23 protein-coding genes are annotated in these 24,996 nt (G+C 52.6%); 4 read left to right on the plus strand and 19 right to left on the minus strand.

The genetic code is table 11. From position 1 onward, the window contains the following. Positions 1 to 2: 2 nt before the first annotated feature. The 3 genes from AC3B6F_RS03625 to AC3B6F_RS03635 form a co-directional block, all read right to left on the minus strand. Complete coding sequence (locus AC3B6F_RS03625) at positions 3 to 521, minus strand: DUF3576 domain-containing protein (protein WP_489823401.1); 519 nt, start codon at positions 519 to 521, stop codon at positions 3 to 5. 138 nt (positions 522 to 659) lie between these two features. Continuing rightward, on the minus strand, positions 660 to 2,783 hold the full coding sequence (locus AC3B6F_RS03630; protein ID WP_489823402.1) for a hypothetical protein: 2,124 nt from the start codon (positions 2,781 to 2,783) through the stop codon (positions 660 to 662). A gap of 1,010 nt (positions 2,784 to 3,793) precedes the next feature. Continuing rightward, a complete protein-coding gene (locus AC3B6F_RS03635; RefSeq protein ID WP_234930983.1) occupies positions 3,794 to 4,234 on the minus strand; it encodes a hypothetical protein in 441 nt (146 codons plus the stop codon). A gap of 32 nt (positions 4,235 to 4,266) precedes the next feature. Between AC3B6F_RS03635 and AC3B6F_RS03640 the strand changes: the two genes are divergently transcribed. The 3 genes from AC3B6F_RS03640 to AC3B6F_RS03650 are packed head-to-tail and all read left to right on the plus strand — an operon-like array spanning position 4,267 to position 6,669. After that, positions 4,267 to 5,247 carry an AEC family transporter gene (locus AC3B6F_RS03640; RefSeq protein WP_489823403.1) on the plus strand — a complete coding sequence of 327 codons (981 nt, stop codon included), beginning with the start codon at positions 4,267 to 4,269 and terminating at the stop codon, positions 5,245 to 5,247. Further along, positions 5,229 to 5,714 carry a low molecular weight protein-tyrosine-phosphatase gene (locus tag AC3B6F_RS03645; protein WP_489823404.1) on the plus strand — a complete coding sequence of 162 codons (486 nt, stop codon included), beginning with the start codon at positions 5,229 to 5,231 and terminating at the stop codon, positions 5,712 to 5,714. The genes AC3B6F_RS03640 and AC3B6F_RS03645 overlap by 19 nt, the downstream gene beginning before the upstream one ends. A gap of 22 nt (positions 5,715 to 5,736) precedes the next feature. Continuing rightward, positions 5,737 to 6,669: a 2-hydroxyacid dehydrogenase gene (locus AC3B6F_RS03650; protein WP_489823405.1), complete on the plus strand. Its 933-nt coding sequence runs from the start codon at positions 5,737 to 5,739 to the stop codon at positions 6,667 to 6,669. Positions 6,670 to 6,671: 2 nt separating this feature from the next. On the opposite strand, the gene AC3B6F_RS03655 is transcribed toward AC3B6F_RS03650, so the two are convergent. The 16 genes from AC3B6F_RS03655 to edd all read right to left on the minus strand — a co-directional run bounded on the left by AC3B6F_RS03655 (position 6,672) and on the right by edd (position 23,784). Beyond that, on the minus strand, positions 6,672 to 7,430 hold the full coding sequence (locus tag AC3B6F_RS03655; RefSeq protein ID WP_010502223.1) for an NAD kinase: 759 nt from the start codon (positions 7,428 to 7,430) through the stop codon (positions 6,672 to 6,674). A gap of 5 nt (positions 7,431 to 7,435) precedes the next feature. After that, the gene (locus AC3B6F_RS03660) at positions 7,436 to 8,278 is read right to left on the minus strand and encodes a carbon-nitrogen hydrolase family protein (RefSeq protein ID WP_489823406.1); all 843 of its coding nucleotides are present in this window, start codon (positions 8,276 to 8,278) and stop codon (positions 7,436 to 7,438) included. Between the two features lie 72 nt (positions 8,279 to 8,350). After that, on the minus strand, positions 8,351 to 9,217 hold the full coding sequence (locus AC3B6F_RS03665; protein WP_489823407.1) for an AAA family ATPase: 867 nt from the start codon (positions 9,215 to 9,217) through the stop codon (positions 8,351 to 8,353). Then, positions 9,214 to 10,287 (minus strand): flagellar biosynthesis protein FlhF, encoded by a 1,074-nt coding sequence (locus tag AC3B6F_RS03670; protein ID WP_489823408.1) that lies wholly within the window; start codon positions 10,285 to 10,287, stop codon positions 9,214 to 9,216. The genes AC3B6F_RS03665 and AC3B6F_RS03670 overlap by 4 nt, the downstream gene beginning before the upstream one ends. Positions 10,288 to 10,312: 25 nt before the next feature. Next, positions 10,313 to 12,466: a flagellar biosynthesis protein FlhA gene (gene flhA / locus AC3B6F_RS03675; RefSeq protein ID WP_489823409.1), complete on the minus strand. Its 2,154-nt coding sequence runs from the start codon at positions 12,464 to 12,466 to the stop codon at positions 10,313 to 10,315. Between the two features lie 98 nt (positions 12,467 to 12,564). Beyond that, positions 12,565 to 12,900, minus strand: coding sequence for a flagellar motor switch protein FliN (gene fliN, locus AC3B6F_RS03680; protein WP_026017461.1), 336 nt, complete (start codon positions 12,898 to 12,900; stop codon positions 12,565 to 12,567). A gap of 16 nt (positions 12,901 to 12,916) precedes the next feature. Then, entirely contained in the window at positions 12,917 to 13,564 is a 648-nt protein-coding gene (locus AC3B6F_RS03685) for a hypothetical protein (RefSeq protein WP_489823410.1), read from the minus strand. After that, positions 13,561 to 14,574 carry a flagellar motor switch protein FliG gene (locus AC3B6F_RS03690; protein ID WP_010502237.1) on the minus strand — a complete coding sequence of 338 codons (1,014 nt, stop codon included), beginning with the start codon at positions 14,572 to 14,574 and terminating at the stop codon, positions 13,561 to 13,563. The genes AC3B6F_RS03685 and AC3B6F_RS03690 overlap by 4 nt, the downstream gene beginning before the upstream one ends. Before the next feature lies 1 nt (position 14,575). Continuing rightward, on the minus strand, positions 14,576 to 16,243 hold the full coding sequence (gene fliF, locus AC3B6F_RS03695; RefSeq protein ID WP_489823411.1) for a flagellar basal-body MS-ring/collar protein FliF: 1,668 nt from the start codon (positions 16,241 to 16,243) through the stop codon (positions 14,576 to 14,578). A gap of 165 nt (positions 16,244 to 16,408) precedes the next feature. Then, positions 16,409 to 17,152 carry a flagellar hook assembly protein FlgD gene (locus tag AC3B6F_RS03700; protein WP_489823412.1) on the minus strand — a complete coding sequence of 248 codons (744 nt, stop codon included), beginning with the start codon at positions 17,150 to 17,152 and terminating at the stop codon, positions 16,409 to 16,411. A gap of 16 nt (positions 17,153 to 17,168) precedes the next feature. Further along, positions 17,169 to 17,753: a hypothetical protein gene (locus AC3B6F_RS03705; protein ID WP_489823413.1), complete on the minus strand. Its 585-nt coding sequence runs from the start codon at positions 17,751 to 17,753 to the stop codon at positions 17,169 to 17,171. An 860-nt stretch (positions 17,754 to 18,613) separates the two neighbouring features. Next, positions 18,614 to 18,967: a hypothetical protein gene (locus AC3B6F_RS03710; RefSeq protein WP_034880550.1), complete on the minus strand. Its 354-nt coding sequence runs from the start codon at positions 18,965 to 18,967 to the stop codon at positions 18,614 to 18,616. After that, positions 18,964 to 20,541 carry a bifunctional phosphoribosylaminoimidazolecarboxamide formyltransferase/IMP cyclohydrolase gene (purH, locus tag AC3B6F_RS03715; protein ID WP_489823414.1) on the minus strand — a complete coding sequence of 526 codons (1,578 nt, stop codon included), beginning with the start codon at positions 20,539 to 20,541 and terminating at the stop codon, positions 18,964 to 18,966. The genes AC3B6F_RS03710 and purH overlap by 4 nt, the downstream gene beginning before the upstream one ends. After that, positions 20,538 to 21,101, minus strand: coding sequence for a metal-dependent hydrolase (locus AC3B6F_RS03720; RefSeq protein ID WP_489823415.1), 564 nt, complete (start codon positions 21,099 to 21,101; stop codon positions 20,538 to 20,540). Before AC3B6F_RS03720 ends, purH begins: the two co-directional genes overlap by 4 nt. A gap of 200 nt (positions 21,102 to 21,301) precedes the next feature. Continuing rightward, on the minus strand, positions 21,302 to 21,925 hold the full coding sequence (eda, locus tag AC3B6F_RS03725) for a bifunctional 4-hydroxy-2-oxoglutarate aldolase/2-dehydro-3-deoxy-phosphogluconate aldolase (protein WP_010502249.1): 624 nt from the start codon (positions 21,923 to 21,925) through the stop codon (positions 21,302 to 21,304). Positions 21,926 to 21,936: 11 nt separating this feature from the next. Further along, on the minus strand, positions 21,937 to 23,784 hold the full coding sequence (gene edd / locus AC3B6F_RS03730) for a phosphogluconate dehydratase (RefSeq protein WP_062018811.1): 1,848 nt from the start codon (positions 23,782 to 23,784) through the stop codon (positions 21,937 to 21,939). Between the two features lie 425 nt (positions 23,785 to 24,209). On the opposite strand from edd, the gene AC3B6F_RS03735 reads away from it, so the two are divergent. Then, a complete protein-coding gene (locus AC3B6F_RS03735; protein WP_023943296.1) occupies positions 24,210 to 24,890 on the plus strand; it encodes a YfdX family protein in 681 nt (226 codons plus the stop codon). Positions 24,891 to 24,996: the final 106 nt, after the last annotated feature.

A 24,996-nucleotide genomic window follows, 5' to 3' on the forward strand; every position in this document is an offset into this window, starting at 1 on the left:
ACTCAGTTGCCCCGCTCGCCATTTTCAGCACGCAACTGGCGGGCACGGGTCAGGATACGGGTGGTAATATCGGAAGTCGTTGTCGCGGAGACCGGCGTGTCCTGCCATTCTCCATCCTGACGGACCTGACGGAAAACGGAAACGCGCAAGGCATCGGAGCGCATCCGGCGATCAAGCACATAGGCTGCAATCTTGAAGCGCTCATCCTTGCTGGCAGGCGGCTGATACCAATCCGTCAGAATAACACCACCAACAGCATCGGCTGATGCCAGCGGCATGAAGGACAGAGTGTCAATCGCCCCACGCCAGAGATAGGCGTTCACACCGCCCTTGAGCTGATCAGCGCCACCTTCCGCGCCACGATCGACACCCAGAAGATGATTGCGAGGCGCAGTCAGGCTGCTGGGATCACGTGCGCCGCCGCAGGCAGCGACCGTTCCAAGTGCAAGCATACCGAGAGTCACGCGAACTGCGGAGCGGTGGAAAGAGCGGGAAGCAGTCATCTGTGTACGAGACATCATGGAGGGTCCTGCGGGCCGGGCCAAGGCCGTCACGGGCATGGATACAGACTGGCGAAACCTGTATCCTGACAACATCAATTCCGTGTTCATATCGCGCCCATCGGGCGAGGCCAAGCGCCCTCCCGATTTATAGAAGCCTTATGTCAGGCCTGCGGTCAGAAAAGCCTGATGCAGTTCAGTCTTTTTTGCCTCTCCCAGATAGGGGAAACGGCTCAGAATCTTTGCTATCGTCAGGTCCGGAACCAGTCGCGTCAGATGATCCCGAACGTGCTGAATTTCTTCCAGGTTTTCATCTTCTTCAACAAGAGCAACAAGATAATAGACCAGCGCACTCGGATAATTGGGGTATAGACCCGCCATCAAACGCCCCATTTCGATGACGTCCCGACGTTCTCCCCCCAACATCATGACCATCATGAAAAATGGCCTGATCAGGATATAAAGCGGTGAATGATACGGATTGTTTCGAAGCCGCCCGGCAAGTTGCGCCGCGCCTTTCAAATCTTCATCAAACAGACACAGTAACAACTGACACAGCAGATAGTCAGGAAGACCACTTCCGCATTTCAGATCCTCCAGAGCCTGCGCCTGCATCCGAACAATAGACCGCGCCATCGGAAAAGAAGCCCGATCATGCATCAGCAACGTCGCAAGAAGAACGGCTCCACCCGAGGCATCAGGCTTGAGAGTGACGAGCTGTCGGGCAAACTGAACGCCCTGCGCCAGCAATTTCGTCCCCTCATCACTCCAATCATTTTCATAACGGATCAGACAATACAGCACGCGCATTAGAGGGACATTGCCCTCACGCGGATCCTCAATGGCAGCCATATCCAGAAGCTGGCTGACATTCGGGAAAACCTCGTTGTTCCCTTTGAGCAGAAGCTTGAAAACCCGAGCCATTTTTCCAAGAGCTGAAAGTTCGCCATCCGTCCGATTGGCGACCCGCCGGGCTTCGGCCAGCAACAGCCCCCACTGCATTGCCGCTGCCGGGCCTATCAATCCAGATGCTACCGCCCCCGGGTCCCGATCAGGAAAGTCATAATGCGCACCCCAGACGATTACGCCGCCTGCCCGCACATCCATAACCTTCAGGATCAGACGAAGCGCGTGATCTGAAGCACCGGCTCGAACAGCGCCCGTGATAACGTAGTCCGCACCGAGACTACGATACGACGCCATGGAATTCACAGGATCAGCGACGAACCCCTCTGGTTTCGCAACGATATCAAACGTCTCGACATGCACGAACAGCAGTTCAAACTGATCACTGAGGCTGGTCGCACATTTCAACGCGGTTTCATTACCTGAATCCATTGTAAAAGGCGTCAGGATCAATAGGGAAACCTTGCGAGCCTGCCCTGCGGCCACTCTGGCAAGATGCAAAGGCAACGCCAGCATGGGATCAGGTCTCTGGTAAGGTGTGCCTCTTGAGAAGTGATCTTCTACTGAAAACTGAACCGCAACATCTTCGGCCCCCGCAGTATCCGGAACCGTGACAGGACAGTCCAGCCCGGCGCCTTTGAGAACACTTCCCAGCACCCCTTGGGTCAAGGGATGAAGCGTATCTTCCTGCCCCAGGACCCGTGTAGCCTGTTCCGCGAGAGCCGTAGCCCGAGCATGCTCCCCCCGCCGCAGAGCATTCTGCACTTTGGCACGCCAGGCAGCTTCGTTGAGGGGATCAACCTTGAGAAGACGATCTGTAACATCATCAACCTGCTCAGGGTCCGTCAGTTCACGCAGACAACCTTCATAAAGCGTCAGAAGATGATGAGACAGCCTTTCGCGCTGCTGCTCCAGCCACTCATCAAGAGCCGGATCTATGCCACTCAGCTCCCCAAGCAGAATTTGCTCAGGCGCCGGAATGGTCTCAATAGTACGAACGCTGGCTGTCAGGATACGCTCAGCGTCTACGGAGGTCAGAGCGGGCTTCAATGTCAGCGAATGGCGCTGTACATCCAGAATCTCAACGCCAACGGGGCTCAACGCATCAAGAAGACGGTGAATTTCCTGTCGCAGGGAAGCACGCGCCATATCTTCAGGTCGCCGGCTCCACAGCAACTCCGCGAGCCGTGAGCGCAAAACAGGCTTTCTGTCCGACAAGGCAAGAATAGCCAGAAGAGCACGCGTTTTCCCACCCACAGGAAGAACACTTTCTCCGGTCAGGGTACGCGCCTCCATCTGACCAATCAATTTCAGACGAAGCAATGTGGGATCGGTCTCGCGAACCTGACGTACGGAACCGGAAAGCATTTTGGTCATACCCATCAATGCCCGTAATCAGAACATGGTTCCGGACGAAAATGACACCGACCCCGAACAGACATCCGATACGAACTCATGACAAGCACCCTCAATCAAAGCAAACCTGGAGCTGCGCTTCAAAGCACATGCTGTAGGAACAGGGTTGCGGCGTTGCCATCCTTCCTACCCAAACGCTGACCGTACTCCGCGGCTACCTCTCCGCCATACGAGCTTCAAACTCACAATGGATTACGGCCATTTTTTGGAGGTCTGCAAAACCTGTACCATCACAATTAAGATGACCAGGTAGACCCCCAGACATTTCAACTTTCCTACGATGCCATCCATAAGGCAGCCTGCGCACGGAAAGTCGCCTGAAATCAGCGTCTCGATATAGATGTTTCTAAAAATTCCATATCAAGAAACCTTGCAAGCTGACGGCGACTGGAAGCACAGCAAAAACGAAAGTGCAAGAATCATCTTCCTTTTAGCGCAGTAGCCTGTTGACAAAATCAGCCGTCACCGCAAGGAATAACGAAATAATATTTGTTAAATTTTATCAAATAACTAATTTAATTTTCATAAGTTTTCCAGAAGGATAATGTTTGAAAAAATTTAGTTTTTAATTTTTAACGTATTTTTTCACACCCCACCTCAGCCCATCATCAACTTGCAGAAAATACGACCATACGATAACACTTACAGCGTGTGTCCGCGTAGCTCAGCAGGATAGAGCACAGGATTCCTAAGTTTGAATTGGGCGCTATGGTTGGAAACTCCATAGTGGATTCGCTCAAATTCGGGGAACGCTCTGATTTTCTTGAGTCGTGCCAATCCCGAGCCAAGCTTTCTGTTGCGGCAGAAAGAAGGTGTAGAGACTGTACGGGCGACGCCTGGGCTTTAACACCCCCTGGCGAAGAGACAGTCCAGACCACGAACGCACTCGACCAAGAGTGCGGCGGCGAAAGTCGAAGTGGTATGAATCCTGGGGCCGGAGGTTCGAATCCTCTCGCGGACACCACACTCCCTCAAAAACTGATTGTTTTATCCTGTGACACGCCCGGCACGGAGATGGTGTGCGGGAGCCCCAGCAGGGCATACACACCATAGACGACAAACGCCGCCACGAGGAGAACAGCCAGCAACCGGCCAAAGATACGAAACGCTCCTACAACGAGTGCAACGAACAGAATTAGAAGCACGACAGTCTGGATCGCCCCATGAACTCCAATGCTGTCCAAGGCATGCCGTGCCAGCACCTCGATGAAGCTGATTGCGGCCACAATCAGCCCCACCAGCATCAGGATAAAGCCGATCAACGTATCGAAAATGGACTGCATGTTTTGACCATGAGAAAAATGGGACAGATCCGCTCCAGAAAGACACTCCCGAGACATCAGGTCAATCACTACCTGATCCGTCAGGGATGGACGGATGGTAACGATGTCATTACGAAAGATCCCTGACACAGCTGGAACTTCCGTATTTTTATGAGCATCACATGACCAGTTCTCCCAACCTGCTGCTCACGATCGTAGAAGCAATCCTTCCGATCCTGGTCACGCTCGGCTTCGGTTACTTCGCAGCTTATCGTAAAGACTTCGATGCCCAGCAAGCAGGTGTCCTGACACGACTGGTTATGCTCTATGCCCTTCCGCTTGAGCTTCTGGTGTCCATTCTCAGCACACCGAAAGCACAGGTCCTGTCTGCCGGCCCGGTCGCCGCCCTTATCCTTTTAGCGATGGTTGGTGGATATTTTGTTGTCTTTTCAATTTTTCGTTTTGCATTCAAACGCCGTCTGAGCGAAGCGGCCATGATCGCCATGACCGTGACTGGGCCTTCCGTACCCTTCATTGGCATTCCGGTCCTTGGTCAGATTTTTGGCGCAGCCAGCGGCGTCCCCATCTCCATCGCCGCGCTTGCAATGAACCTGATCCAGCTCCCCATCACACTCATCATGATGGGTCACGATCATCAAGGCCGCCAACCCCGCCCCCCCTCTACGGAACGACGCGACGAATTAAAAGAGCTCGTCGGACACCTCCTGCACTCCTGCCGGGAACCCGTTGTCTGGGTTCCGCTGATGGCCCTGCTCCTTGTGTGTGCAGGCGCTTTCATTCCGCACTTCCTGAAAGGTTCTCTCCAATTATTAGGGCGGACCACAGGCGGTGCAGCACTTTTTGCTTCAGGCGTCGTACTGTTTACCCGGCAGGTCCGCTTCAGCCCACTGGTCGGCACGATTGTCGTCGTTCGAAACATTGTGATCCCGGGCACAATCTACATTCTCGCCCGTCTGTGGCACCTTCCTCTCCAAGCGCTTCAGGAAAGTGTGTTGACGATGGCAATCCCGAGCGCTTCCATCAACGTTATCCTGGCGATGCGCTACCATGTGCTCGAAAGAGAAATCGCATCGGTCCTGTTTTTCGGAACACTCAGTTCCATCGCAACAATGGCATTTTTTATATGGCTCACCGGCGCTTGAAGAGTTTCCTGTTTGTCTGCACAGGCAATATCTGTCGCTCCCCACTTGCAGAACTTGCCATGCGCCGTGAAGCTATGATCCGAGGCCTGACACTCGATATTGATTCCGCCGCAACGGGTCACTGGCATCTCGGTTACCCTCCCGACCCCCGAGCCTGCCGGGTCGCACGTCAGCATGGACTGGATGCGTCAAATCTTCGGGCGCGACTGGTGACACGCGAAGACTTCGAGCGCTTTGATCATATTCTTGCCTTGGATCATTCTCATCTGTCTTACCTGCGCGATCTCCAACCCGATGGCAGCAAAGCCAACCTTTCCCTGATGCTGGATCACCTTCCCGGCCGTCACGGAGATGCTGTCGCCGATCCGTATTACGGTTCGGACGAAGGCTTTGATGTCACCTGGCAGGAAGTCGAAGCCGCCTGCCATCACCTTGCGGAAAAAGAACTTGGCCCGGTTGAGGCTTAACACCCCAGATTGGAGAACCGCTTTGTCTTCCCGTCCCGACATTCTGGCAATCGATCAATTCCCTCCAGCCATTACAGAACGACTGCAAAGCCTGTTTACAGTCCGTCCTTATGAGGGGATCGAGACTCTTGCTGCTTATGCAGACAATATCCGCGGCGTCGCGACGGGAGGCGGTTCAGGTCTTCCACGCCCTATCATGGACGCATTACCTGCTCTTGAGGTTATTTCAGTCAACGGCGTGGGGACAGACCAGATTGACCTGGAAGAAGCCCGCCAGCGCAAAATCGGTGTTGCGACAACGCTTGGAACGCTGACAGACGACGTGGCGGACATGGCCATAGCCCTCATGCTTTCCGTCATGCGGGAAACGGTTCTGAATGATCGCTTCGTTCGCGCGGGACAATGGCCAAAACAACCACTGCCCCTTTCCAGAAGTGTCACCAAAAAACGTATGGGTATCGCAGGTTTTGGCCAGATCGGTCAGGCCATTGCACACCGTGCCGCCGCGTTCGGCATGGAAGTAGCATACTTCAATTCCCGCCGACGCACGGAGAGCACACTCCGCTTCGAGCCTGACCTGAAGGCTCTGGCAGAATGGGCGGACGTTCTTGTTCTGGCTGTTTCCGGCGGCCCACGCTCAGCGAACATGGTCGACGCTGAGGTTCTGGACGCCCTCGGGCCAAACGGTGTTCTCGTCAACATTGCACGCGGTTCAGTCGTTGATGAAACCGCCCTGCTCGCGGCCCTGAAGCAAAAACGCATCCTCGGAGCAGGCCTCGATGTTTTCCAAAACGAGCCCAATATCAATCCCGAGTTTTTCACTTTGGATAATGCCGTACTCCAAGCCCATCAGGCTTCAGCAACCGTCGAAACAAGAACACTGATGGGCAATCTGATGGTAGATAACCTCAAAGCCCATTTTGAAGGCAAACCTCTCCTGACCCCAATCCTCTGACCTCAGGGTAAAAACTGTTCGGCGATAATCCGTTCAGACAGACCATGATCCGGATCAAAGAGAACCGTAGCATGCTGCTTGCGGTCCTCTTTGACCACAACCTCCACAACATCCCGAATTTCCTTGAAATCCGCGACTGCTGCTGTCGGACGCTTGTCCGTATCCAACAATGTCAGTCGAACGACCGCCGTTGACGGTAAAAGAGCCCCTCTCCATCGCCTTGGACGAAACGCTGAAATTGGGGTTAACGGGAGAATGTTTGCACTCAAAGGAACAATCGGGCCATGCGCGGACAGATTGTAGGCCGTTGAACCTGCTGGTGTAGCAACAATCACCCCATCACAGATCAGTTCCTCAAGCCTTATCCGGCCGTCAATCTCAATCCGTATCCTGGACGTCTGCCGTGTCTGACGAAAGAGAAACACATCGTTAAAAGCTTTCCCTTCAACGACTTCGCCACTGACGGTTGTGGCAGTCATGTGAAGTGGGTGAAGCAGAGAAGGCTGAGCGTTGAGCAAACGCTCCGGTAGATTATCCTCATCCGGAGTGTTCATGAGAAAGCCGATGGTCCCATAATTCATACCATAAACGGCCAGGTCGAGACCCAATACTCGATGGAGGGTTTCCAGCATAAACCCGTCCCCCCCAAGACTGACTGCAACATCTGCCTTTTCCAGAGGAACATTGCCATAACGGGCCGAGAAGGTTGCGAGCGCATCTTGCGCAGCATCAGTAGCAGCAGCGGTAAAAGCGATTTTCATGATGCTCAGATCAACCGCCTGTTCGCCTGAACCTGCATTCTCTGCCGAACCTGCTGGACCTCATCCAGATCCAGTTCAGCCACTCCCCAACCTTCCTCACTTCCCAATTGAAGAACAACGTCTCCCCACGGACTGACGATCATGGAATGACCATAAGTCTGACGTCGATTACCCTGCCCGTCGACATGCCATCCTGTCGTCCCGCAAGCTATAACCCATGCCTGTGTTTCAATGGCACGAGCACGAACAAGAATATCCCAGTGTGCTTCACCCGTCTGCTGTGTGAAGGCTGCAGGCAGAATAATCATCTCCACATCAGCAGCTCGCAGCGCAAGAAAGAGTTCAGCGAACCTCAGATCGTAGCAAATCGCCAAACCCGTCGGGACCCCATCAATATCGACAACTTCAACCGTTTCGCCGGGAACGTAATTGTCACTCTCGCGATAACCCTCCCCATTAGGCGTAACGACGTCAAAAAGATGGATCTTCCTGTAACGCCCACATTCTTCACCATCAGGGTTAAAGACAAGTGAGGTATTGGCCAGCTTGTCGCCAGAGTCCGGTGTAGCCAGTTCTCCAATCGACCCACCATGAACCCAGATTTTGTGCTCGCGAGCCGTTGCCCTCAACGCTTCATAGAGCACACCTCCCTTATCGCCCGGCCTGGGCAAACCTTCCGCACTCGCCCGTTTGGTCTCAGTTGATCCTCCCAGACAACTCCATATTTCAGGAAGAACGACGAGATCAGGCTTCTCAGCGTGTACAGCTTCCGAGACCAGCCGTTGGGCTTGAAGAATGTTGGCACTTCGATCAGCCGCAGGGGCCATCTGAATCAGGGCAACGCGCATGGTTTGATACATTTCCTGGGAACAGTAGTTCCCGAACCATAAGCGATCCCTTAAAGAGACGTAAGCCGCGATTTACGCAACAGCCGGTAGGCTGCCCTGAACCACCTGACGCACCAGACGCCCAACATCTACAGCAGCCGGAGACGTCGGAAAATTTTCCAGAAGACTTGATTGCATCCGAATTGCCGCAGGCACCCTGCTATCCTTACGCACTGTTCCTGCGAGTTGTGGCTCCCATTTCAGGAAGAAACGACAAGCTTGCAGAAGTTTTTCATATGTCTGAACACCACTCCGATGGCTCGATGCCTGATTGATGACGAGTTGACAGTGCATATCATCACCACCCACACGCCGCCGATCCCGCAGATAAAGCTTCATGATGGCATAAACGTCTGCCAAAGCCGTAGGCTCATCTGTAGTGACGGCAAGAAGCTGATCAGCAATAGCCGCCAGATGCCGGGTAATCGGATCAATTCCGGCACAAAGATCCACTAAAATAAAATCATATTGCCTGACCAACCTGAGAGATAGCAGCAGCTTATCAAGAGCATCACGGTTCATACCGGAAACAGCCGAAACACCAGATCGCCCTGCAAGCACATCAAACGAATAAGCAGCCTCTCCGGTCCCACCACAAAAATGCTGAACGCCGTCTTTGATCGTTACGTCTCCGGATAAAATATCCACCACATCATGCGTTGGAACAAGCCCAAGCTGAATATCCACGTTGGCCAAACCAAAGTCGCCATCAAGAATAAGAACTTTGTATCCGGAAGAGGCCAGAACCTGTGCCAATGAGATAGAAAGCCACGTTTTACCGACGCCTCCTTTTCCGGATGCCACAGCGATAATTCTTGTACGGCATGAAGCAGAAGGGACTTCCATTACGGCATCAGGCACCTGCGCCTTCATGCAATGATCCATAAAGGGAGCCATCATACACTCCCCTGCGCAGCAATATGTTTCATAAGGGCTGCCGCTCCCGTCACACTGGACGCGTTCATTTTTATTACGCCTGAACCTGAGTGGATTGGGCGCTTTGAAACAACAGGTATAGAGTTTGGCGAAAATGCCTTACTCGTACCGTCAGCAGCGACCTTTGATGCAGCTTCCCATTTGAACGTCATCAACTCGTTTAGACTGGCAGCGTCCAGAGTACGAAGCCCTCCAATCAATTGGCTTCCCGTGCTCGCTTCTACCAAGGACATACCAGCCATCGCGCCTCTGACAATTCCCCCCAAGCGGCGTGCACAGTCCGTCCGGGATACAATCATTTTACGCACGCCATTTTTCCGAAACCATGAGACTGTTTCTTCTGTCTCGATGGCGTCCTCTCCGGCAGGATGCACAAGATTCATGTCCGCTTGGGCAGCACGCTGTAATGTAGCCAATATTTTCATTCCTTTTGCGTCAAAAGGAACAGTGGCTGCGGTATCAATGAGTATGGGCGTCCTGCCTCTTTTTGCACGGCAAAGATTTTCCAACATTTCAGAACTTTCCACCGCAATAAGGTCGAGGCCAAGTATTCTGGTACAGGCTGCCAGTTGCTCAAGCGCTCCAGATCGCTCCGTATCCGTAGTCATAACCAGAGGAGACGCACCCGTTAGAGCCAAACGCGTGGCGAGACGAGCAATTGTCAGGGTTTTCCCGCTACCAGGAGTACCACAAACCATGAGAGGCGGCGCATTTACTGAGAGATTTAAAGTTTCAAACGAAATATTTTCCGAAAGAAATTTTTCATAATCTAAATCCGGTTCTTTCCCAACCAGACAACCAAGATCCAGCCCATGCCAATCGTGCAATGATTTCCTGGGAGTTGCTGGGACTGAAAAGCGCGGCTTAATTATCTCTTTTGCTTCGCCCTCCTCCGGATCGAGCGCAGCAGTCAGTTCTATATCTCCATCTGGCATAATACGCGATGAAAGAATAAAAGCCTCTTCACCCAGCGTTTCACGTAGCGTCGCCATGGCAACAGACATTGAGGCACCTCGGATCAGCTTGATGCGCATGATCCACTCTCCTTTGTATTTTGCCTCACTGAATCACCCCTACGGTATATATCTTTGCCCGGGTTGAAATTTCAGTCTGAGAAAGAACCATAGTTGCCGGCCTGATCCGCTCGACAATCATCCGGACCGGGCGGCGAAAACTCCCTGCCACAAGAATAACCGGGTTTTCACCTTGACCAAGCGCCATATCGAGAGCTTGACGCAACTTCCCTACGAATTCGTTAAGACGTGACGGAGGAAGTGCAATTTGGCGATCATCCGCCGGTCCAACCAAATTTTCAGAAAAAACGACTTCCCAGTCCGGACTTAACGTCAAGATAGGAATATATCCTTTAGACCCGGTCACCGCTGCACTGATCTGGCGAGCAAGCCTGACACGCACATGCGCTGTAAGAGCAGAAACGGATTTTTGACCCTGCCCACACCCTTCCTGAAGCGCTTCAAGAATACCTGATAGATCTCTTATCGAGATCCTTTCAGCAAGAAGTCCTTGAAGAACACGCTGTATGACACTGACGGAAACCTGCGAAGGCACAAGATCAACAATAAGCTTCTGCTGGTCGCGAGGCAGTTCATCAAGAAGCTTTTGCGTCTCCGTGTAAGAAAGAAGATCAGACATATTCTCGCGCACGAGTTCAGTCAGATGCGTGATGATCACACTCGCAGGATCCACCACTGTGTATCCCTGCATAATTGCTCTTTCGCGCAAATTTTGATCAATCCAGAGTGCCGGTAAGTTGAATGCTGGCTCTCGCGTCTGATCACCAGGCAAGTCAGGCAATCCCCCTTTGGGATTCATGGCCATAAGGCGGCTTATCTGTACTTCACCATGACCAATTTCTATTTCCCTTATCCGCACAGAATAAGCATCTGCAGAAAGTTGAAGATTATCCTGAATTCTAACGGGGGGCAAAATAAACCCCATTTCTCCAGCAATTGTTCGCCTTAAAACCTTGATCTGTTCTGTCAGACGGGCACCATCGCCACTTGCAATCGATAAAAGGTTAAATCCAAGTTCAAGCCGCAGCAAGTCAACACGCAGACTGTCCGAGATCGGCGCTTCAGCAGACTGAGTGTTTTCAGGCAAACTGACAGCATCTCCATCGGAGTCCTGCTCCTGAATCGGAGATCGATATCGAAACCAAGCGCCTGCTCCCGCCAAGCCAGCAAGCGCGAGAAAGGGCAAAGCTGGCAAGCCTGGCATAAGAGCCAGAACTGCAGCAGAACCTGCAGCCAATGCTAATGGCTTCGGATTACCACCAAGCTGCCGAACAAGCGTGACATCTGCGGCCCCTTCGGTGCCTCCTTTTGTCACAACAATACCGGAAGCCGTCGAAACCAGAAGAGCAGGAATTTGTGAGACCAGCCCGTCTCCAATTGTCAGCGTTGTAAAAGCCGCTGCAGCATCAGAAACAGACATTCCGTGTCGACCAATACCAATGGCCAAGCCACCAACAATATTAATCGCCGTAATAATCAAACTGGCAATGGCATCGCCTCGCACAAATTTGGCGGCACCATCCATCGCACCATAAAATCCACTTTCTTCTTGAAGTTCTTTCCGCCTTTGTCGGGCCACTCTGTCGTTGATTGCGCCAGACGACAGTTCAGCATCAATCGCCATCTGCTTCCCAGGCATTGCATCCAAAGAAAACCGCGCCGCGACCTCGGCAATACGTCCTGAACCTTTGGTAATTACCATAAAGTTCACCACCAACAGGATGGCAAACAAAATAGCACCGATGACAAGATCGCCCCCCATAAGAAAGCCACCGAAAGCAGCCACAACGTGACCTGCTGCGTAAGCTCCCTCATATCCATGACTCAAAATAAGGCGCGTTGTGGCAACCTCAAGAGAAAGACGAAGCAGAGTCGTCAGCAATAATAATGTTGGAAATGACGTAAAATCCAAAGGTCGCGTAAGAAAAAGCGCGACCATAAGAACCAATACAGATGCAGTAACAGAAAGAGCTAAGCCCACATCCAGAATAAATGTTGGAAGCGGCAAGACCAGTACAGATAGGAGCGCCGCGACGGCGAGAGCCAGCCCAACATCTGACCCGGGAAGCCAACGCGATTGACCTCGCAGCCAATTAAGGAAGGGAATCTTTTGGAAAGCATCAGAAATCGCCGGCATTTTCAGAACAGCAGAAAGATTGCCGCGCGCGCCACCACTCATCTGCCTCTCTCCGTCACAAAAAAGACTGGAGGAATCTATTTTCACTCCGAATGTAAGAAGTATCCCCTCACAAATTTAATTATTCGTAAAAATACTGCCTAATTTTTCACTTTTTCGGATTTAATGATTTCTGTCATCGTTACGCCCAAACGAGATTCATCGACCATGACAACCTCGCCCCTTGCGATTAATCTATTATTCACCAGAATATCAATTGAATCTCCGATTTTACGATCTAGTTCTACGACAGCGCCGCGGCCCAAGCGCAACAACTGGCTTACCTGCATCGTTGTTCTTCCAAGAACAGCACTGACCGTCACAGGTATGTCATAAATTGCCTCTAAATCATGAGCAAACCTAGGCGCCTCTGCTGTTTGGGAGACAACATGCTCAACATTATCTAGATCAAATTCTTTTTTCGTATCAGACATCATCAATACCCCAATTTATTCAATTTAATTTTCCAAATTCAGATATAATGCTCTGAGCAATAAATCCTGCATCTCGAAATACTTTTCCTTCAGGCCACGAAAAGCAGAAATCCCCAGGAGCCAAAGCATCATTAACATGACAATCCAACTCCATATTTCCTGCTTTCAAACAAAGACTGGACAGATAATTGATTTCCTCTTCTCTCGCCTCTATGCGAATTTTTGCTAACCGCTTAAGTGAAGGAATAATTTTATTCATAACAGCATCACGCTCTTTTACTCCTATACTTTTCAGAAATGATGGAAACAACGCAGACATTTGAGCAATCAATACCGTAACAGCTTCTTCCGATATTTTTCGAACCACATTTTCGGACTGAGCATTCAATTGGTCGATAAAATCCAGTGTCTTCTTCTCAAGACTCTGGTGCCACTCTTTTTTTTCAAGCGCCAAACGCCGCTGTTCATCGCGCCTGCCTGTTTCTTCCCCCAAACGTCGCGCTTCTTCCAAATCATCTTCGGTATAAGATGGAGACAGAATTTCCGGCCTATCATCATGCTCTTCAACTTCGATCACCGGGACGTCGTTGAAAGCTGGCAGATCAAAATCTTCCGCGTAAAGAACGCCAACAACCCGATCTGATCTTTCGTAGTCCATCGTAGTCATAGAAGCATCTCGTTACCTGCTTGTTCCTGATCTACAAGCTCAATTTCCCCACGATCCAGTAGCCCCTTAGCTATACCAACAATCTCACTTTGCGCTGCATCCACATCCTTGATACGCACCGGCCCCAAGGCTTCTACTTCGTCCATAAGAATACGTCCGGCCCGCTCGGACATTGCCGCGAGAAATGCACTCCTAAGCTTTTCGCTTGCGCCCTTCAGAGCCACAGGAAGGATTTCCCTGGAAATCTGGTTCAACAGCACCATAAGTCCTTCAGGCGGCACCTGAGCCAACTCTTCAAACGTAAACATGAGGCTTTTGATACGCTCGGCATCGTCATGACTGCGTTCGTCAAGGGCAGTCATGAAACGTGCTTCCAGACGACGATCAAAATTATTGAAAATATCTGCAAGGACTTCATGACTGTCGCGATGAGAACCTCGAGGCAAATTCGAAACAAATTCCGACCTCAATGTCTGCTCAACGCTATGCAGAACCCCTTTCTGAACATTTTCCATCTTCAGCATGCGCGTCATAACATCCAGAGAAAAATCCTCTGGAAGAAGTGACAGGACTTTCGCTGCATGAGCCGCCTTGATACGGCTCAATACAACAGCAACTGTTTGTGGATACTCATTACGTAAATAATTTGCCAAAACGGACTCAGAAATATTACCCAACTTATCCCACATAGTCCGCCCGGCGGGTCCACGGATTTCTTCCATGATAGCTGCAGCCCGGCTCGCCGGAAGGGCATTCTTCAGAAGTCGCTCAGTTGTCTCAATATCGCCAATCAGTACTTCGGAAGACCCTAGGCTTCGACTGAATTCGTGACAGACGCTTTCAACGGTTTCAGCCGAAACCATTCCAAGCTGCGACATGGCGGAAGAAATCTCCCGAATTTCTTCTTCATGCATCTGCTCGAATAGCCGCGCGCAGTTTTCTTCGCCTAGCGCCATCATAAGAATGGCTGCCTTCTGAGCGCCCGTAACGGCTTTTTCCATTCCAATCATTTCAGCGCCCTTCCTGCTGAGGCATAAGCCAACTCCTCATCAAAGCAATGCTTTCCATCGGATGCGTTTCGACCAGATCCACAACCTTCTGCACCGAAGACGCACGAATTCTGCCCGCCACCCCATTAACAGTGATTGTTTCTTCTCCATCCTGGAGCTCAGCATCTACAATATCGTATGGAGCGTTGATCAAGCTCGCACTCTGATTTCCATTGGCGCGATTGGCAGGCCCCGCAAGGGCAAGCCCTCCTGCCCCCGCATCCGAAGACAATGCAGCAACATTGTTAGCACTGGCTGCCGTCACGGGGCTCAGCAATGGTCGCACGACAAAAAAGAGAACCATCAGAAGACACAAAGAGAAAATACCAAAGCGAATGGCTTCCATTTCATTCGAGCGATTAAAGAGCCCATTCATGAAACCCGTTGAAGCGGCAGGCATCGCCGCATCCAGATCAGAAAACTGCATGGACATGACCGTAACAACGTCCCCACGGGTCTGATCAAAACCTATGGCGCTCTTTGTAAGAGCTGTAAGGCGCTCTAGTTCTGCTTGACTACGCGGTTGCCAAAGATGCTGACCTTTCGGGTCTGTCTGATTAACCCCATCCACCATCACAGCAACACTAATCCGGGCTATACGCGGCTGGTCTTGCACGAGTGTGCGAACCTTCTTGCCGATCTCATAGTTGTCAGTCTGTTCCTGCCGGCTACTTTGGCTGCCATTCTGTGGCTGTCCTGCATTGGCGTTCGGCAGGTTGTTAGCGACCGTCGTATTATTTGACGCCTGCGTATTAATGTTCTTCTCGTTCTTTGTTTGCTGCGACCGAAGAACCTGCTGATCAGGGTCGTAACTTTCCTGGGTTTCTTTGACGTGATCGTTGTTCATTGCGACGGTGGCATCAACACGCACACGGCCAATACCCACCGAAGCTCCTAGCATATCCTCCACTTCGCGCGAGATACGCTGCTCCAACGCCTGACGCTGTGCTTCAGCCGTCTGGTTACTATCCAGCCCGCCCCCGCCCTGGCGAAGAAGAACGTGCCCACGATTATCCACGAGAGAAATATTCTTGGTATCAAGACCAGGAACGGCAGCAGAGACCAAGTTTACCACCGCTGCTACGCTTTCTTCATCTAGGCGGCGTGCACCATCCATTGAGAGCAGAACACTTGCCTGCGCCCCCTGTTCATCAGTGGAGAAAAGTTCCCGATGACGCAGAACCAGATGAACACGTGCATTTCTGACCCCATGAATCAAGCGGATAGAACGCTCGAGTTCACCTTCCAGCGCGCGGGTTTCGTTAATCGTCTGTTCAAACTGGGTCGCGGTGAAGCTATTGCCCTTATCGAAAATTTCATATCCTACAGAACCACCAGAAGGCAGCCCGTTTTTAGCGAGCAGGAGACGTGCTTTAGCGACATCTTCGTCCGGAACCATGATCGTGGCCCCCTGATCCTGAAGATGGTAAGCAATATGTTCTTTGGAAAGCTGATCTACAATTTCGCCAGCTTCCCGCGGGTCAAGATCCCGGTAGAGAAGCGAATTGGCTGAGTCTGTTCCATGCATGACCAGCACACCCAGAAGAATCAGCATAGCGGCTCCCACACCCCCGAGTGCGGCCAGCCGCGGCAGACCAAGCTGCTTGAGATTTGCCAGAAAAGCCTTCACTGGCCGCTCCGCCCGGTAAAGGCAAAACCACCCAAAACTCTGCCTGGCAACAGCACTTTGCCCACCAACATGCGTGTCACCTTTAACGCTGCAATCACTGAAGAGCATTGTGACGGGGAAAGGTTAACGCCTACTTAAAACGAAAGCATTTTCCTCACCGAGTGGTCACGTTCCCGAAAAGCCCTCAAGATTGCTCAACGCAATCGACGTATCTCCCATCTGCACATTCAGTCCGCTGGATGTGCGAGTTAGCCCCGTAACCGTACCGGAAACTGTTGTCGAAAGAGCAGCGGCACTTCCCGACGTATCCGCTCCCTCTACAGCAACAAAATACTGCCCGTCTGACAGCTTGGTACCGCTGTCACTCACACCATCCCAAGACCAAGAATTTACACCAACCTGCGCCGTCACAGTATCCGTCTTGACCACCTGACCGTTTGAATCCGTGACGGCAATCGCAACAGGGCCAGCCACCGCTGCTGTAAAGCTCATTGAACCGTTCCCGTTTTGTAATGGTAACGAGGACGATGTTGCTGTGGTTGTTTTGCCGATCAGCCCGATACCGGATGTCATCTGGGTATCCTGCGTGGCCGAAATCAGGCTGGTCAGATTGGTGTTCGTCTGTACCTGTTGCTGAACACCTGCAAACTGGGCCAATTCACTGGTGAAGCTGTCTGTACTCGTCGGGTTACTTGGATCCTGATGCTGTAGCTGAGTTGTCAGCAGTGTTAAGAACTGATTGAAATTCCCAGCCAAAGAGGAGAGTGCCGCACTTGCAACGCTACTCGCCGTAGACGTGGACGAAGCCGCACTGGATGTTTGCGATGCAGCATTTGACTTGGCCGCAGAAACTGCCTGACTAAGGAGCGAGGTTGTGCTGCTAGATGTGGTACTGACAGAAGACACCATAAAAAAAAACCTTTCTTCACGCTGTCAGATCAACAACACTACGAAGCATTCTTTGAGACGATTGAATGGATGCTTGTGTCGTATTTCTGGAAATTGAAGACGATGCAGGATGCTCGGCATCCTCTGTTATCGAATGTCTTTCCTGAGAAGATCCATTCTCAGAATCCTGAGAAAAATTACCCATCAGGCTTAACGTCAGATCCGTTGGAATAACGGGCTGATCCGTCGAAATTGGAATGATACTCTGGTTCAACGTGGCAAAAAGACTCTCTTTGCCATCCGCCAGAGATTGAAGAACATCAGGGTTTTCAGCGCGGATATGAACATGCCGCTCGCCGTCTTCAGCCTCCTCAATGGAAACATGAACTCTCCCGCTTTCTCCCAAAGACATCTCGATTTCCGTATTGAGACGGCGATCAGCTGAAGCATGGGAAATGATCGGCATATCCTGTACGAGAGCAACACGAACCTCAGAACGCCCAGACACCGGTTCGTGAAAATGCGTCTGTTCTTTACGGCCATTCGTCACATCAGAAATTTCCATACGCGTATGCGGAACAGAAGCATCTGAAAGCGATGAAACAGTTTCAGAAAACCACATATTTTCCTGTTCTGAACCTTGTTCAGACACAAAAAAATTATCCTCAGGACTCAGATTTTTTTCTGCTGACAGATCATTCGAAGCAACAGGGGAACTTATGGTTTCCTCTGAAGGCAATGTCACCGCCAGAGCCCCGCCCCCAAGTGCCAAGTTTTGTTTCAGGACACTTTGAGAAGGAGGAACCTGCTCGCTCTCGGCAGATATTTGCGTCGTAAAATTGCATGCCTGATCAGAGGCACCTTTGTCAGCAGAAGACGCAGAAATATCATCAACATCCACAGGAGGCATTGAAGAACCGCTCTGCAGCCCCTCCTGTCGAGACGATGGTTTGATCTGCATATGCTCTTCACTCGATACCGAAGAGCCTGTTGCTATCGGAACTGCGACTCTCTTATCGGCCCCACTCTGAATGGACCGGATATCCGCTCTTAACTCTGCCGGTGCGGAAGCCTTCCGATTAACCTGGGAACCCAACCCAACCCGATTTTCGCCGCCTGAACTTACGGCGCTCTGGTTTTTGTCAATTCGAGTGATACGACGCGTTTCTGCGGATGGATCTGGGGCTTTTTTCTCTACGTCCTGCACCACATTCTTTCGTACAGACCTGTTTACGGCCGGTTCTTCCGCTGTGTGAACGTAGCTTTTGAGAAAATCCTGAAATCGCTCTGTAGACGCAAGTTGCGCTCCTACAGAAACAGATGTCCAGTTCTGTCCCTCCCCCACATGCGTGGAGAGTAGAATTTGTGACAATGCCAAGCCCTCCCCGACTGTGAATAACGGACACTCGAGGAGAAGAATTGCATACCAGATGTAAAGAAAAGGTTTACGAGAACCCTCTTGATAAAAGGGGTTTCACGCACTCAATTCTGAATATGGTCATACCCTGGAGACCCAGGGAAAGGACCGCGCGCCACTGTCGCAGGATTAGGGCAAACCGGTGGGTTACCATCCAAGGCAAAAGCCTGAACCATATGAGTAGACTGAGCCACTAGACCGCGAACAGCCAAAGGCTGCGCCAGCCGAACATTTGCCAAGAGTTCTTCTGGCAGGATGACTGTTGTCCCGTCCCTCAGCAGGACACCATTTGGCGTGATACGAGAGACAATTCCCTTCGTAACCGGAAGCGGCGACATGTCATAAAGACAAGGCGCAGCCTCAGCGACCATGGGAGCGGAAAGAGCCAGCAGAAGACTGGCGATAGGAAGAATTTTCAATGCCGGAAGTGCCTCATGCCTGTGAAGACCATGGCAATACCCGCCGCATCTGCAGCATCGATTACCTCTTGATCGCGAATGGAACCACCGGGCTGGATCACAGCGACAGCACCGGCAGCGACAACACTTTCCAGACCATCCGCGAAGGGAAAGAATGCATCTGAAGCCGCCACAGACCCCTTAGTCAAAGGTGCCGCTTCACCCGCAACGTCTGCTGCATCCTGGCTCTTGCGAGCTGCAATCCGCGCACTGTCAACCCGTGACATCTGACCGGCACCAATGCCAACAGTCGCGTTATCGCGTACATAAATGACGGCATTGGACTTAACATGCTTGGCCACACGGAAAGCGAACAACAGATCCTTCATTTCCTGAGCGCTCGGCGCACGTTTGGTGACGACCTTCAGATCCTGTTCCGTCACACGACCCGCATCGCGGCTCTGTGCCAGAAAACCACCGGCCACGGAACGGAACGCCAGGCCTTCCGCCGCCGGATCGGGCATCCCCCCCGTCAGCAGCAGACGCAGGTTTTTCTTACGAGACAGGATTTCGATGGCCCGCTCGTCTGCATCAGGCGCCACAATCACTTCCGTGAAGATAGAGCTGATCCGCTGGGCGGTAGCCGCATCAAGCGTGCGGTTCACCGCAACGATACCACCGAACGCTGAAACCGGATCACAGCGCAGCGCAGCAATCCAGGCGTCTTCCAGCGTGGTCGCTGAGGCCACACCACACGGATTGGCGTGCTTCACAATGACAACGGTAGGCGCATCGAATTCTGCCACCGCTTCAAACGCAGCATCCGTATCATTCAGGTTGTTGTAGCTGAGTGCCTTGCCCTGAATCTGACGTGCCGTCGCAATCCCTGCCCGTGTGTTGCCATCCCGATAGAAAGCAGCTTTCTGGTGCGGGTTTTCGCCATAACGCAGCAGTTCGTCCCGCGAACCACTCAGTGTCAGAACTGGCGGAAGAAGCTCCCCTGCCCGCTCTGCAAACCAGCGCGAAATCATGCCGTCATAAGACGCCGTATGCGCATAGGCAGCGCCCGCATAATCCCGACGTTCGCTCAGATAGGTTCCACCAACTTCAAGCGACTTTACAAAGTCACCGTACTGATCCGGTGATGTCAGGATCGCGACGTGCCCGAAATTCTTGGCTGCCGCACGGATCATGGCAGGACCGCCAATATCGATATTCTCGATGCAATCCTCGTCACCAGCACCGGACGCCACTGTCGCCGCGAACGGATAAAGATTGACGCAAACGAGATCGATTGGCGCAATGCCGTGTTCTTCCATCTGGCTCAGATGAGCCGGAAGATCGCGACGCCCCAGAATGCCACCATGTACCTGCGGCACCAGCGTCTTGACGCGACCATCAAGGATTTCAGGGAAGCCGGTATGTTCGGAAACATCCTTGACTGTCAGACCCGCCTCACGCAGCGCCCGTGCCGAGCCCCCCGTCGAAAGCAGTTCTGCACCGTGGGCTGCAAGTGCACGCCCCAGGTCAATCAGTCCCGTCTTGTCAGAGACGGAGAGAAGGGCGCGACGGACGGGGAGTCGGGTCTCAGTCATGATGGAACTGCAATATCCTTCAAAACATGTCCATGCAACCGCTGGTGATGCATGGCGGAAGGGGCATGACCCAGGAAAGGATCACGGCCCGCGAACCCTGCCCACCCCAACAAAAACAAGGTAGGCAGAAGAAGCATGATCTCACCCACGCCGCCCGTACGGACGTAGGGCCAGAAAGACAGTCGGGAACGGCTCAACGGCGCGAGAAGCTGGCAACCACCGGTAGGCAGATCAGCCGCAATATGTGTGGCAGCGCCCAGAAGGAGGGCGCCCATCGGTCCATACAGGGCATCCTTGCCCATCGTCGCGGAAACCAGACACGAAGCCAGAAGCAGGACCACGCCAGAATGCGTCAGTCCACGATGACCTACCGTTCGAGCCAGAAAGCGGGACAGGAGTTTCACCCTCGCGCCAAGCATTGAGCGTTCCGTATCAATATCGGGCAGCAAACTGCCGAGGAGCCCCGTACACACGGAAAGCGGCTCTGATGCAAGAATGTGCCAGCGCATGGCACAGAGTACGGCGAAACCACCGATCAGAAGATGAGAGCGTCCAGTCACGCGCTCTTATGATCCGCTTCATCGCTTCAGAAAAGAGATAATCCCTTATTTTTTCACGATAAATTCCTTAAATACCGTAAAAGGGCTCATTGTGATGTTCCTAATCCGTTCATGGCGCGCGCCCAGCACTGTCGCAGCAATAAAAAAAGGCGATCCGGTGTTTTTCCGAATCGCCTTTGTCTTCACGAACAGTCTGCCTTTTAGCTCTGGCGCAGCAGCGCAGCAGCTGTCGCACGCTGAGTGACGGTCTTGGCATCAAATTCGCCAGCCGTAATCCAGGAGCCGCCGACACAGGACACAGATGGAAGTGCCAGCCATTCCGGTGCGCTCGCTTCCGTAATGCCGCCCGTCGGGCAGAAACGGACATTTCCGAACACGCTCGCCAGGCTCTTCAGAGCCGGAATGCCGCCATTGGTCACAGCGGGGAAGAACTTGAACCGTGTCAGACCCAGATCCAGACCACGCATGATGTCGCCAGCATTCGCAACTCCCGGAAGGAACGGCATATCATGGTCACGGGCCGCATCTGCCAAAGATGCCGTCAGCCCGGGGCTGACGATGAAACGCGAGCCTGCCTTGACCGAACGCTCCAGATCCGTCGGGTTCAGAACCGTCCCTGCACCGACGAAGGCCCCATCCACCTTGGACATTTCTTCAATTACTTCGAGCGCACAGGGCGTCCGCAGCGTGACTTCAAGCGTGGTCAGACCACCGGCAACGAGTGCCTCTGCGAGCGGACGGGCCTGTGCCACATCATTGACCACCAGCACCGGAATAACCGGGCAGCGGGTCATGACGGCGTCGAGTTTTGCGGTATCAGTCATGAAAATCGTCCTTAGTGAAGATCGTCGCCAACGGTTTCGATCACGCGGTCCATCTGCGCCAGCATGGCAGACGCCCCCGCCTCGGCCGGATCATGCACCGAACGCATCAGTGCGAACAACTCACGACCTGTTCCAAGGGCTGGCGGCGGCGGCGGAACGACATCACGCGCATCCCACTCAGCCGCATCCACCAGAACCTCGATCTGGCCCGTAACAGCACAGACGCGGATCATGTCACCGTCCCGCACTTTCGCAATCGGACCGCCGACCTGAGCTTCCGGCCCAACGTGAATAGCTGCCGGAACCTTACCGCTCGCACCAGACATGCGACCATCCGTCAGCAGCGCAACCTTGTAGCCACGATCCTGGAGCACACCGAGGGTTGGCGTCAGCTTATGAAGCTCCGGCATACCGTTGGCTTCTGGCCCCTGAAAACGCACCACCACAACAACATCCTGCTCCAGCTCACCATTCTGGAATGCTGTCGCCACGTCATGCTGATCGTGGAAAACGCGCGCAGGAGCCTCAACCGTCAGATGCTCTTCGGAAATGGCGCTGCTCTTGTAAATGCCGCGTCCCACATTGCCCTTCATGAGCTTGATGCCACCATCCGCCTTGAAGGGGGCACTCACCTCCCGGAGAATATCCCGATCCAGTGACGGCTTGGCGTGCGTGTACACCACTTCATCATCCTGCAGGCTGGCACGGCAGGCATAGTCGGCAAAACCGCCGCGGGAAACCGTCATGATATCCGTGTGCAGCAGACCAGCTCGGGACAGTTCAGCAATCACGGTCGGCATGCCACCAACGTGATTGAAGGCATTCACGTCTTCCGACCCGCTCGGATAAACACGCGTCATCAACGGCACAGCAGCGGACAGACGGCTGAGATCTTCCCAGTCAATGATGATACCCGCAGCACGCGCAATGGCAGGCAGATGGATCGTGTGATTTGTCGAACCACCCGTCGCAAGCAAGCCCACAGCTGCGTTCACAATGGCCTTTTCATCCACGCACTGCGCCAGCGGACGAACATCTTCACCATTCAGGCTGATCTCCGCCAGACGATGAATGCTGGAGCGCGTCATTGCCTGACGGAGCGGGGTATTCGGGTTGATGAAGGCGGAATCCGGCATCATCAATCCCATGATTTCAACCATCATCTGGTTTGTGTTGGCCGTACCATAGAACGTGCAGGTTCCAGCACTGTGATAGGACGCGTTTTCCGCTTCCATCAGACGATCCTGCCCGACCTTGCCCTGAACATAGAGCTGGCGGATCCGCTGCTTTTCCTTGTTCGGCAGACCAGAGGGCATTGGACCAGCAGGAATGAGAATGGTCGGCAGATGGCCAAAACGAAGCGCACCCATCAGAAGACCCGGCACGATCTTGTCGCAGATGCCAAGTAGCGCCACGCCTTCAAACATGCCATGGCTCAGCCCAACAGCCGTGGACATGGCAATCACGTCGCGGGAGAACAGGGACAATTCCATGCCCTCCTGTCCCTGCGTTACACCATCGCACATGGCAGGCGCACCACCAGCGACCTGAGCCGTTGCACCAACTTCACGGGCAAATAGCTTAATCTGGTCCGGATAGCGACCATACGGCTGATGCGCGGACAACATGTCATTGTAAGTCGTCACGATCCCAAGATTGGTGCTCGTGGGACGCATAAGCTCCGGCTTGTCAGACGCGGAAGCAGCGATGGCATGGGCGAGGTTTCCGCAGGCCAGTCGGGGACGTGAAACGCCCTTCGCCCGGTTCCGCTCCATCAGAGCAAGATAACGGCGACGGGAGACTTTCGAACGCTCGATAATCCGGGCGGTCACACTCTCGACGACGGAATTCAAAGACATTGGAACACTCGCTGCTCGACTGACACACGCGCTGCCAGACGGAAAAAGGCTCTTTCCGCTGCAAGACACAGCCTCGTGAAGGGGCTCTGTTCATACGGAACCCGACCGTCAACGGCAACCACCCCTCCCTAGATTTTAGGGAAAATTTTTTATTTTATTTCTCTTATTGGAGTTTTTTCTTTCCATTTAAAACATAAATGACACAGAAAAAAGAAACAAAATACCCAAAAAACGTAAGCTCATTTTCAAAACCGACCATTTTCGAAGAAATTTTCCATCAACTCAAAGAAAGATAAAAACATATGGAAATAATCAGTACAAAAATAATCCACATTACCCATGAAAAATAAACCATGTTTCAATTGAAAGAGATCCCAATACCCCTTCATATAAGTGGAATATCGCTATTGATTATGGAATGACTCATGAAAAATCTAATTCCTCTTATCGCATCAGCGGCTTTGACATTCTCAACTATCCCTGCTCACGCTTCGTCTCTCCATCAGGATTGGGAGTCTTTTAAAGCGCATCGGGCATTCCATCATCTGTCCAGCGATGGTCAGCACACCATGACGGATCTTCTGAAAGCCCGCCAGATTCTGGCAGCCGGACAGACCGATGCCGCCATCCCCACTCTTTATGATGCACAAAAACGACTTATCGCTGCCACGAAGGCCAGTCAGAAATTTCAGGCCGCAGAAAGCGATCTTCATACAGCCCCCGGTCACCCGACATCCCCGCAGCATCACGTCATTACAGGTCAGCTTGACTGGCTGCCCGTCGGCGGAGAATTCATTGCCAGCGAAACCCTCGCTCCAGAGCAGAAGGCTGCTGTCGCATCAGCAAATACCAAACTGAAAAACGGCGACACAGACGGGGCTGCACAGACGATGAAAGTTGTCGGCCAGAATGCAGACTTCATTCTCGCACTTGCCCCTATTGAGCCGTTTCAGGGCGCCATCAACCGCGCGACTGTATTCACAGAAGGGAGACACCCGCAGGAGGCTCTGGAAGCTCTCGATGAAGCGTTGAATTCCATCATATTCGTTTCCGAAGACTTCGTAACGACAATCGTTCCTGACAAAACGCCCACTGCTACCAAGTAAGTTTTCCGACCAGGAGCAGCCCATAAAAAAAGCGGCACACCTGGAGGGTTCGAAAAACTCTCTGTTTTTGATGCTTTCTATGTGATTCCCTTTCTTTGGTTTTGGT

It is taken from the genome of Gluconobacter sp. ESL1110, from assembly GCF_058107395.1.

What these genes read in the sequence shown, in the direction of transcription:
- AC3B6F_RS03625 (WP_489823401.1), bottom strand. Translation starts at nt 521, where the DNA reads ATGATGTCTCGTACACAGATGACTGCTTCCCGCTCTTTCCACCGCTCC.
- AC3B6F_RS03630 (WP_489823402.1), bottom strand. Translation starts at nt 2,783, where the DNA reads ATGACCAAAATGCTTTCCGGTTCCGTACGTCAGGTTCGCGAGACCGAT.
- AC3B6F_RS03640 (WP_489823403.1), top strand. Translation starts at nt 4,267, where the DNA reads ATGACCAGTTCTCCCAACCTGCTGCTCACGATCGTAGAAGCAATCCTT.
- AC3B6F_RS03645 (WP_489823404.1), top strand. Translation starts at nt 5,229, where the DNA reads ATGGCTCACCGGCGCTTGAAGAGTTTCCTGTTTGTCTGCACAGGCAAT.
- AC3B6F_RS03655 (WP_010502223.1), bottom strand. Translation starts at nt 7,430, where the DNA reads ATGAAAATCGCTTTTACCGCTGCTGCTACTGATGCTGCGCAAGATGCG.
- AC3B6F_RS03660 (WP_489823406.1), bottom strand. Translation starts at nt 8,278, where the DNA reads ATGCGCGTTGCCCTGATTCAGATGGCCCCTGCGGCTGATCGAAGTGCC.
- AC3B6F_RS03665 (WP_489823407.1), bottom strand. Translation starts at nt 9,217, where the DNA reads ATGATGGCTCCCTTTATGGATCATTGCATGAAGGCGCAGGTGCCTGAT.
- AC3B6F_RS03670 (WP_489823408.1), bottom strand. Translation starts at nt 10,287, where the DNA reads ATGCGCATCAAGCTGATCCGAGGTGCCTCAATGTCTGTTGCCATGGCG.
- flhA (WP_489823409.1), bottom strand. Translation starts at nt 12,466, where the DNA reads ATGAGTGGTGGCGCGCGCGGCAATCTTTCTGCTGTTCTGAAAATGCCG.
- fliN (WP_026017461.1), bottom strand. Translation starts at nt 12,900, where the DNA reads ATGATGTCTGATACGAAAAAAGAATTTGATCTAGATAATGTTGAGCAT.
- AC3B6F_RS03685 (WP_489823410.1), bottom strand. Translation starts at nt 13,564, where the DNA reads ATGACTACGATGGACTACGAAAGATCAGATCGGGTTGTTGGCGTTCTT.
- AC3B6F_RS03690 (WP_010502237.1), bottom strand. Translation starts at nt 14,574, where the DNA reads ATGATTGGAATGGAAAAAGCCGTTACGGGCGCTCAGAAGGCAGCCATT.
- AC3B6F_RS03700 (WP_489823412.1), bottom strand. Translation starts at nt 17,152, where the DNA reads ATGGTGTCTTCTGTCAGTACCACATCTAGCAGCACAACCTCGCTCCTT.
- AC3B6F_RS03705 (WP_489823413.1), bottom strand. Translation starts at nt 17,753, where the DNA reads ATGTGGTTTTCTGAAACTGTTTCATCGCTTTCAGATGCTTCTGTTCCG.
- purH (WP_489823414.1), bottom strand. Translation starts at nt 20,541, where the DNA reads ATGACTGAGACCCGACTCCCCGTCCGTCGCGCCCTTCTCTCCGTCTCT.
- eda (WP_010502249.1), bottom strand. Translation starts at nt 21,925, where the DNA reads ATGACTGATACCGCAAAACTCGACGCCGTCATGACCCGCTGCCCGGTT.
- edd (WP_062018811.1), bottom strand. Translation starts at nt 23,784, where the DNA reads ATGTCTTTGAATTCCGTCGTCGAGAGTGTGACCGCCCGGATTATCGAG.
- AC3B6F_RS03735 (WP_023943296.1), top strand. Translation starts at nt 24,210, where the DNA reads ATGAAAAATCTAATTCCTCTTATCGCATCAGCGGCTTTGACATTCTCA.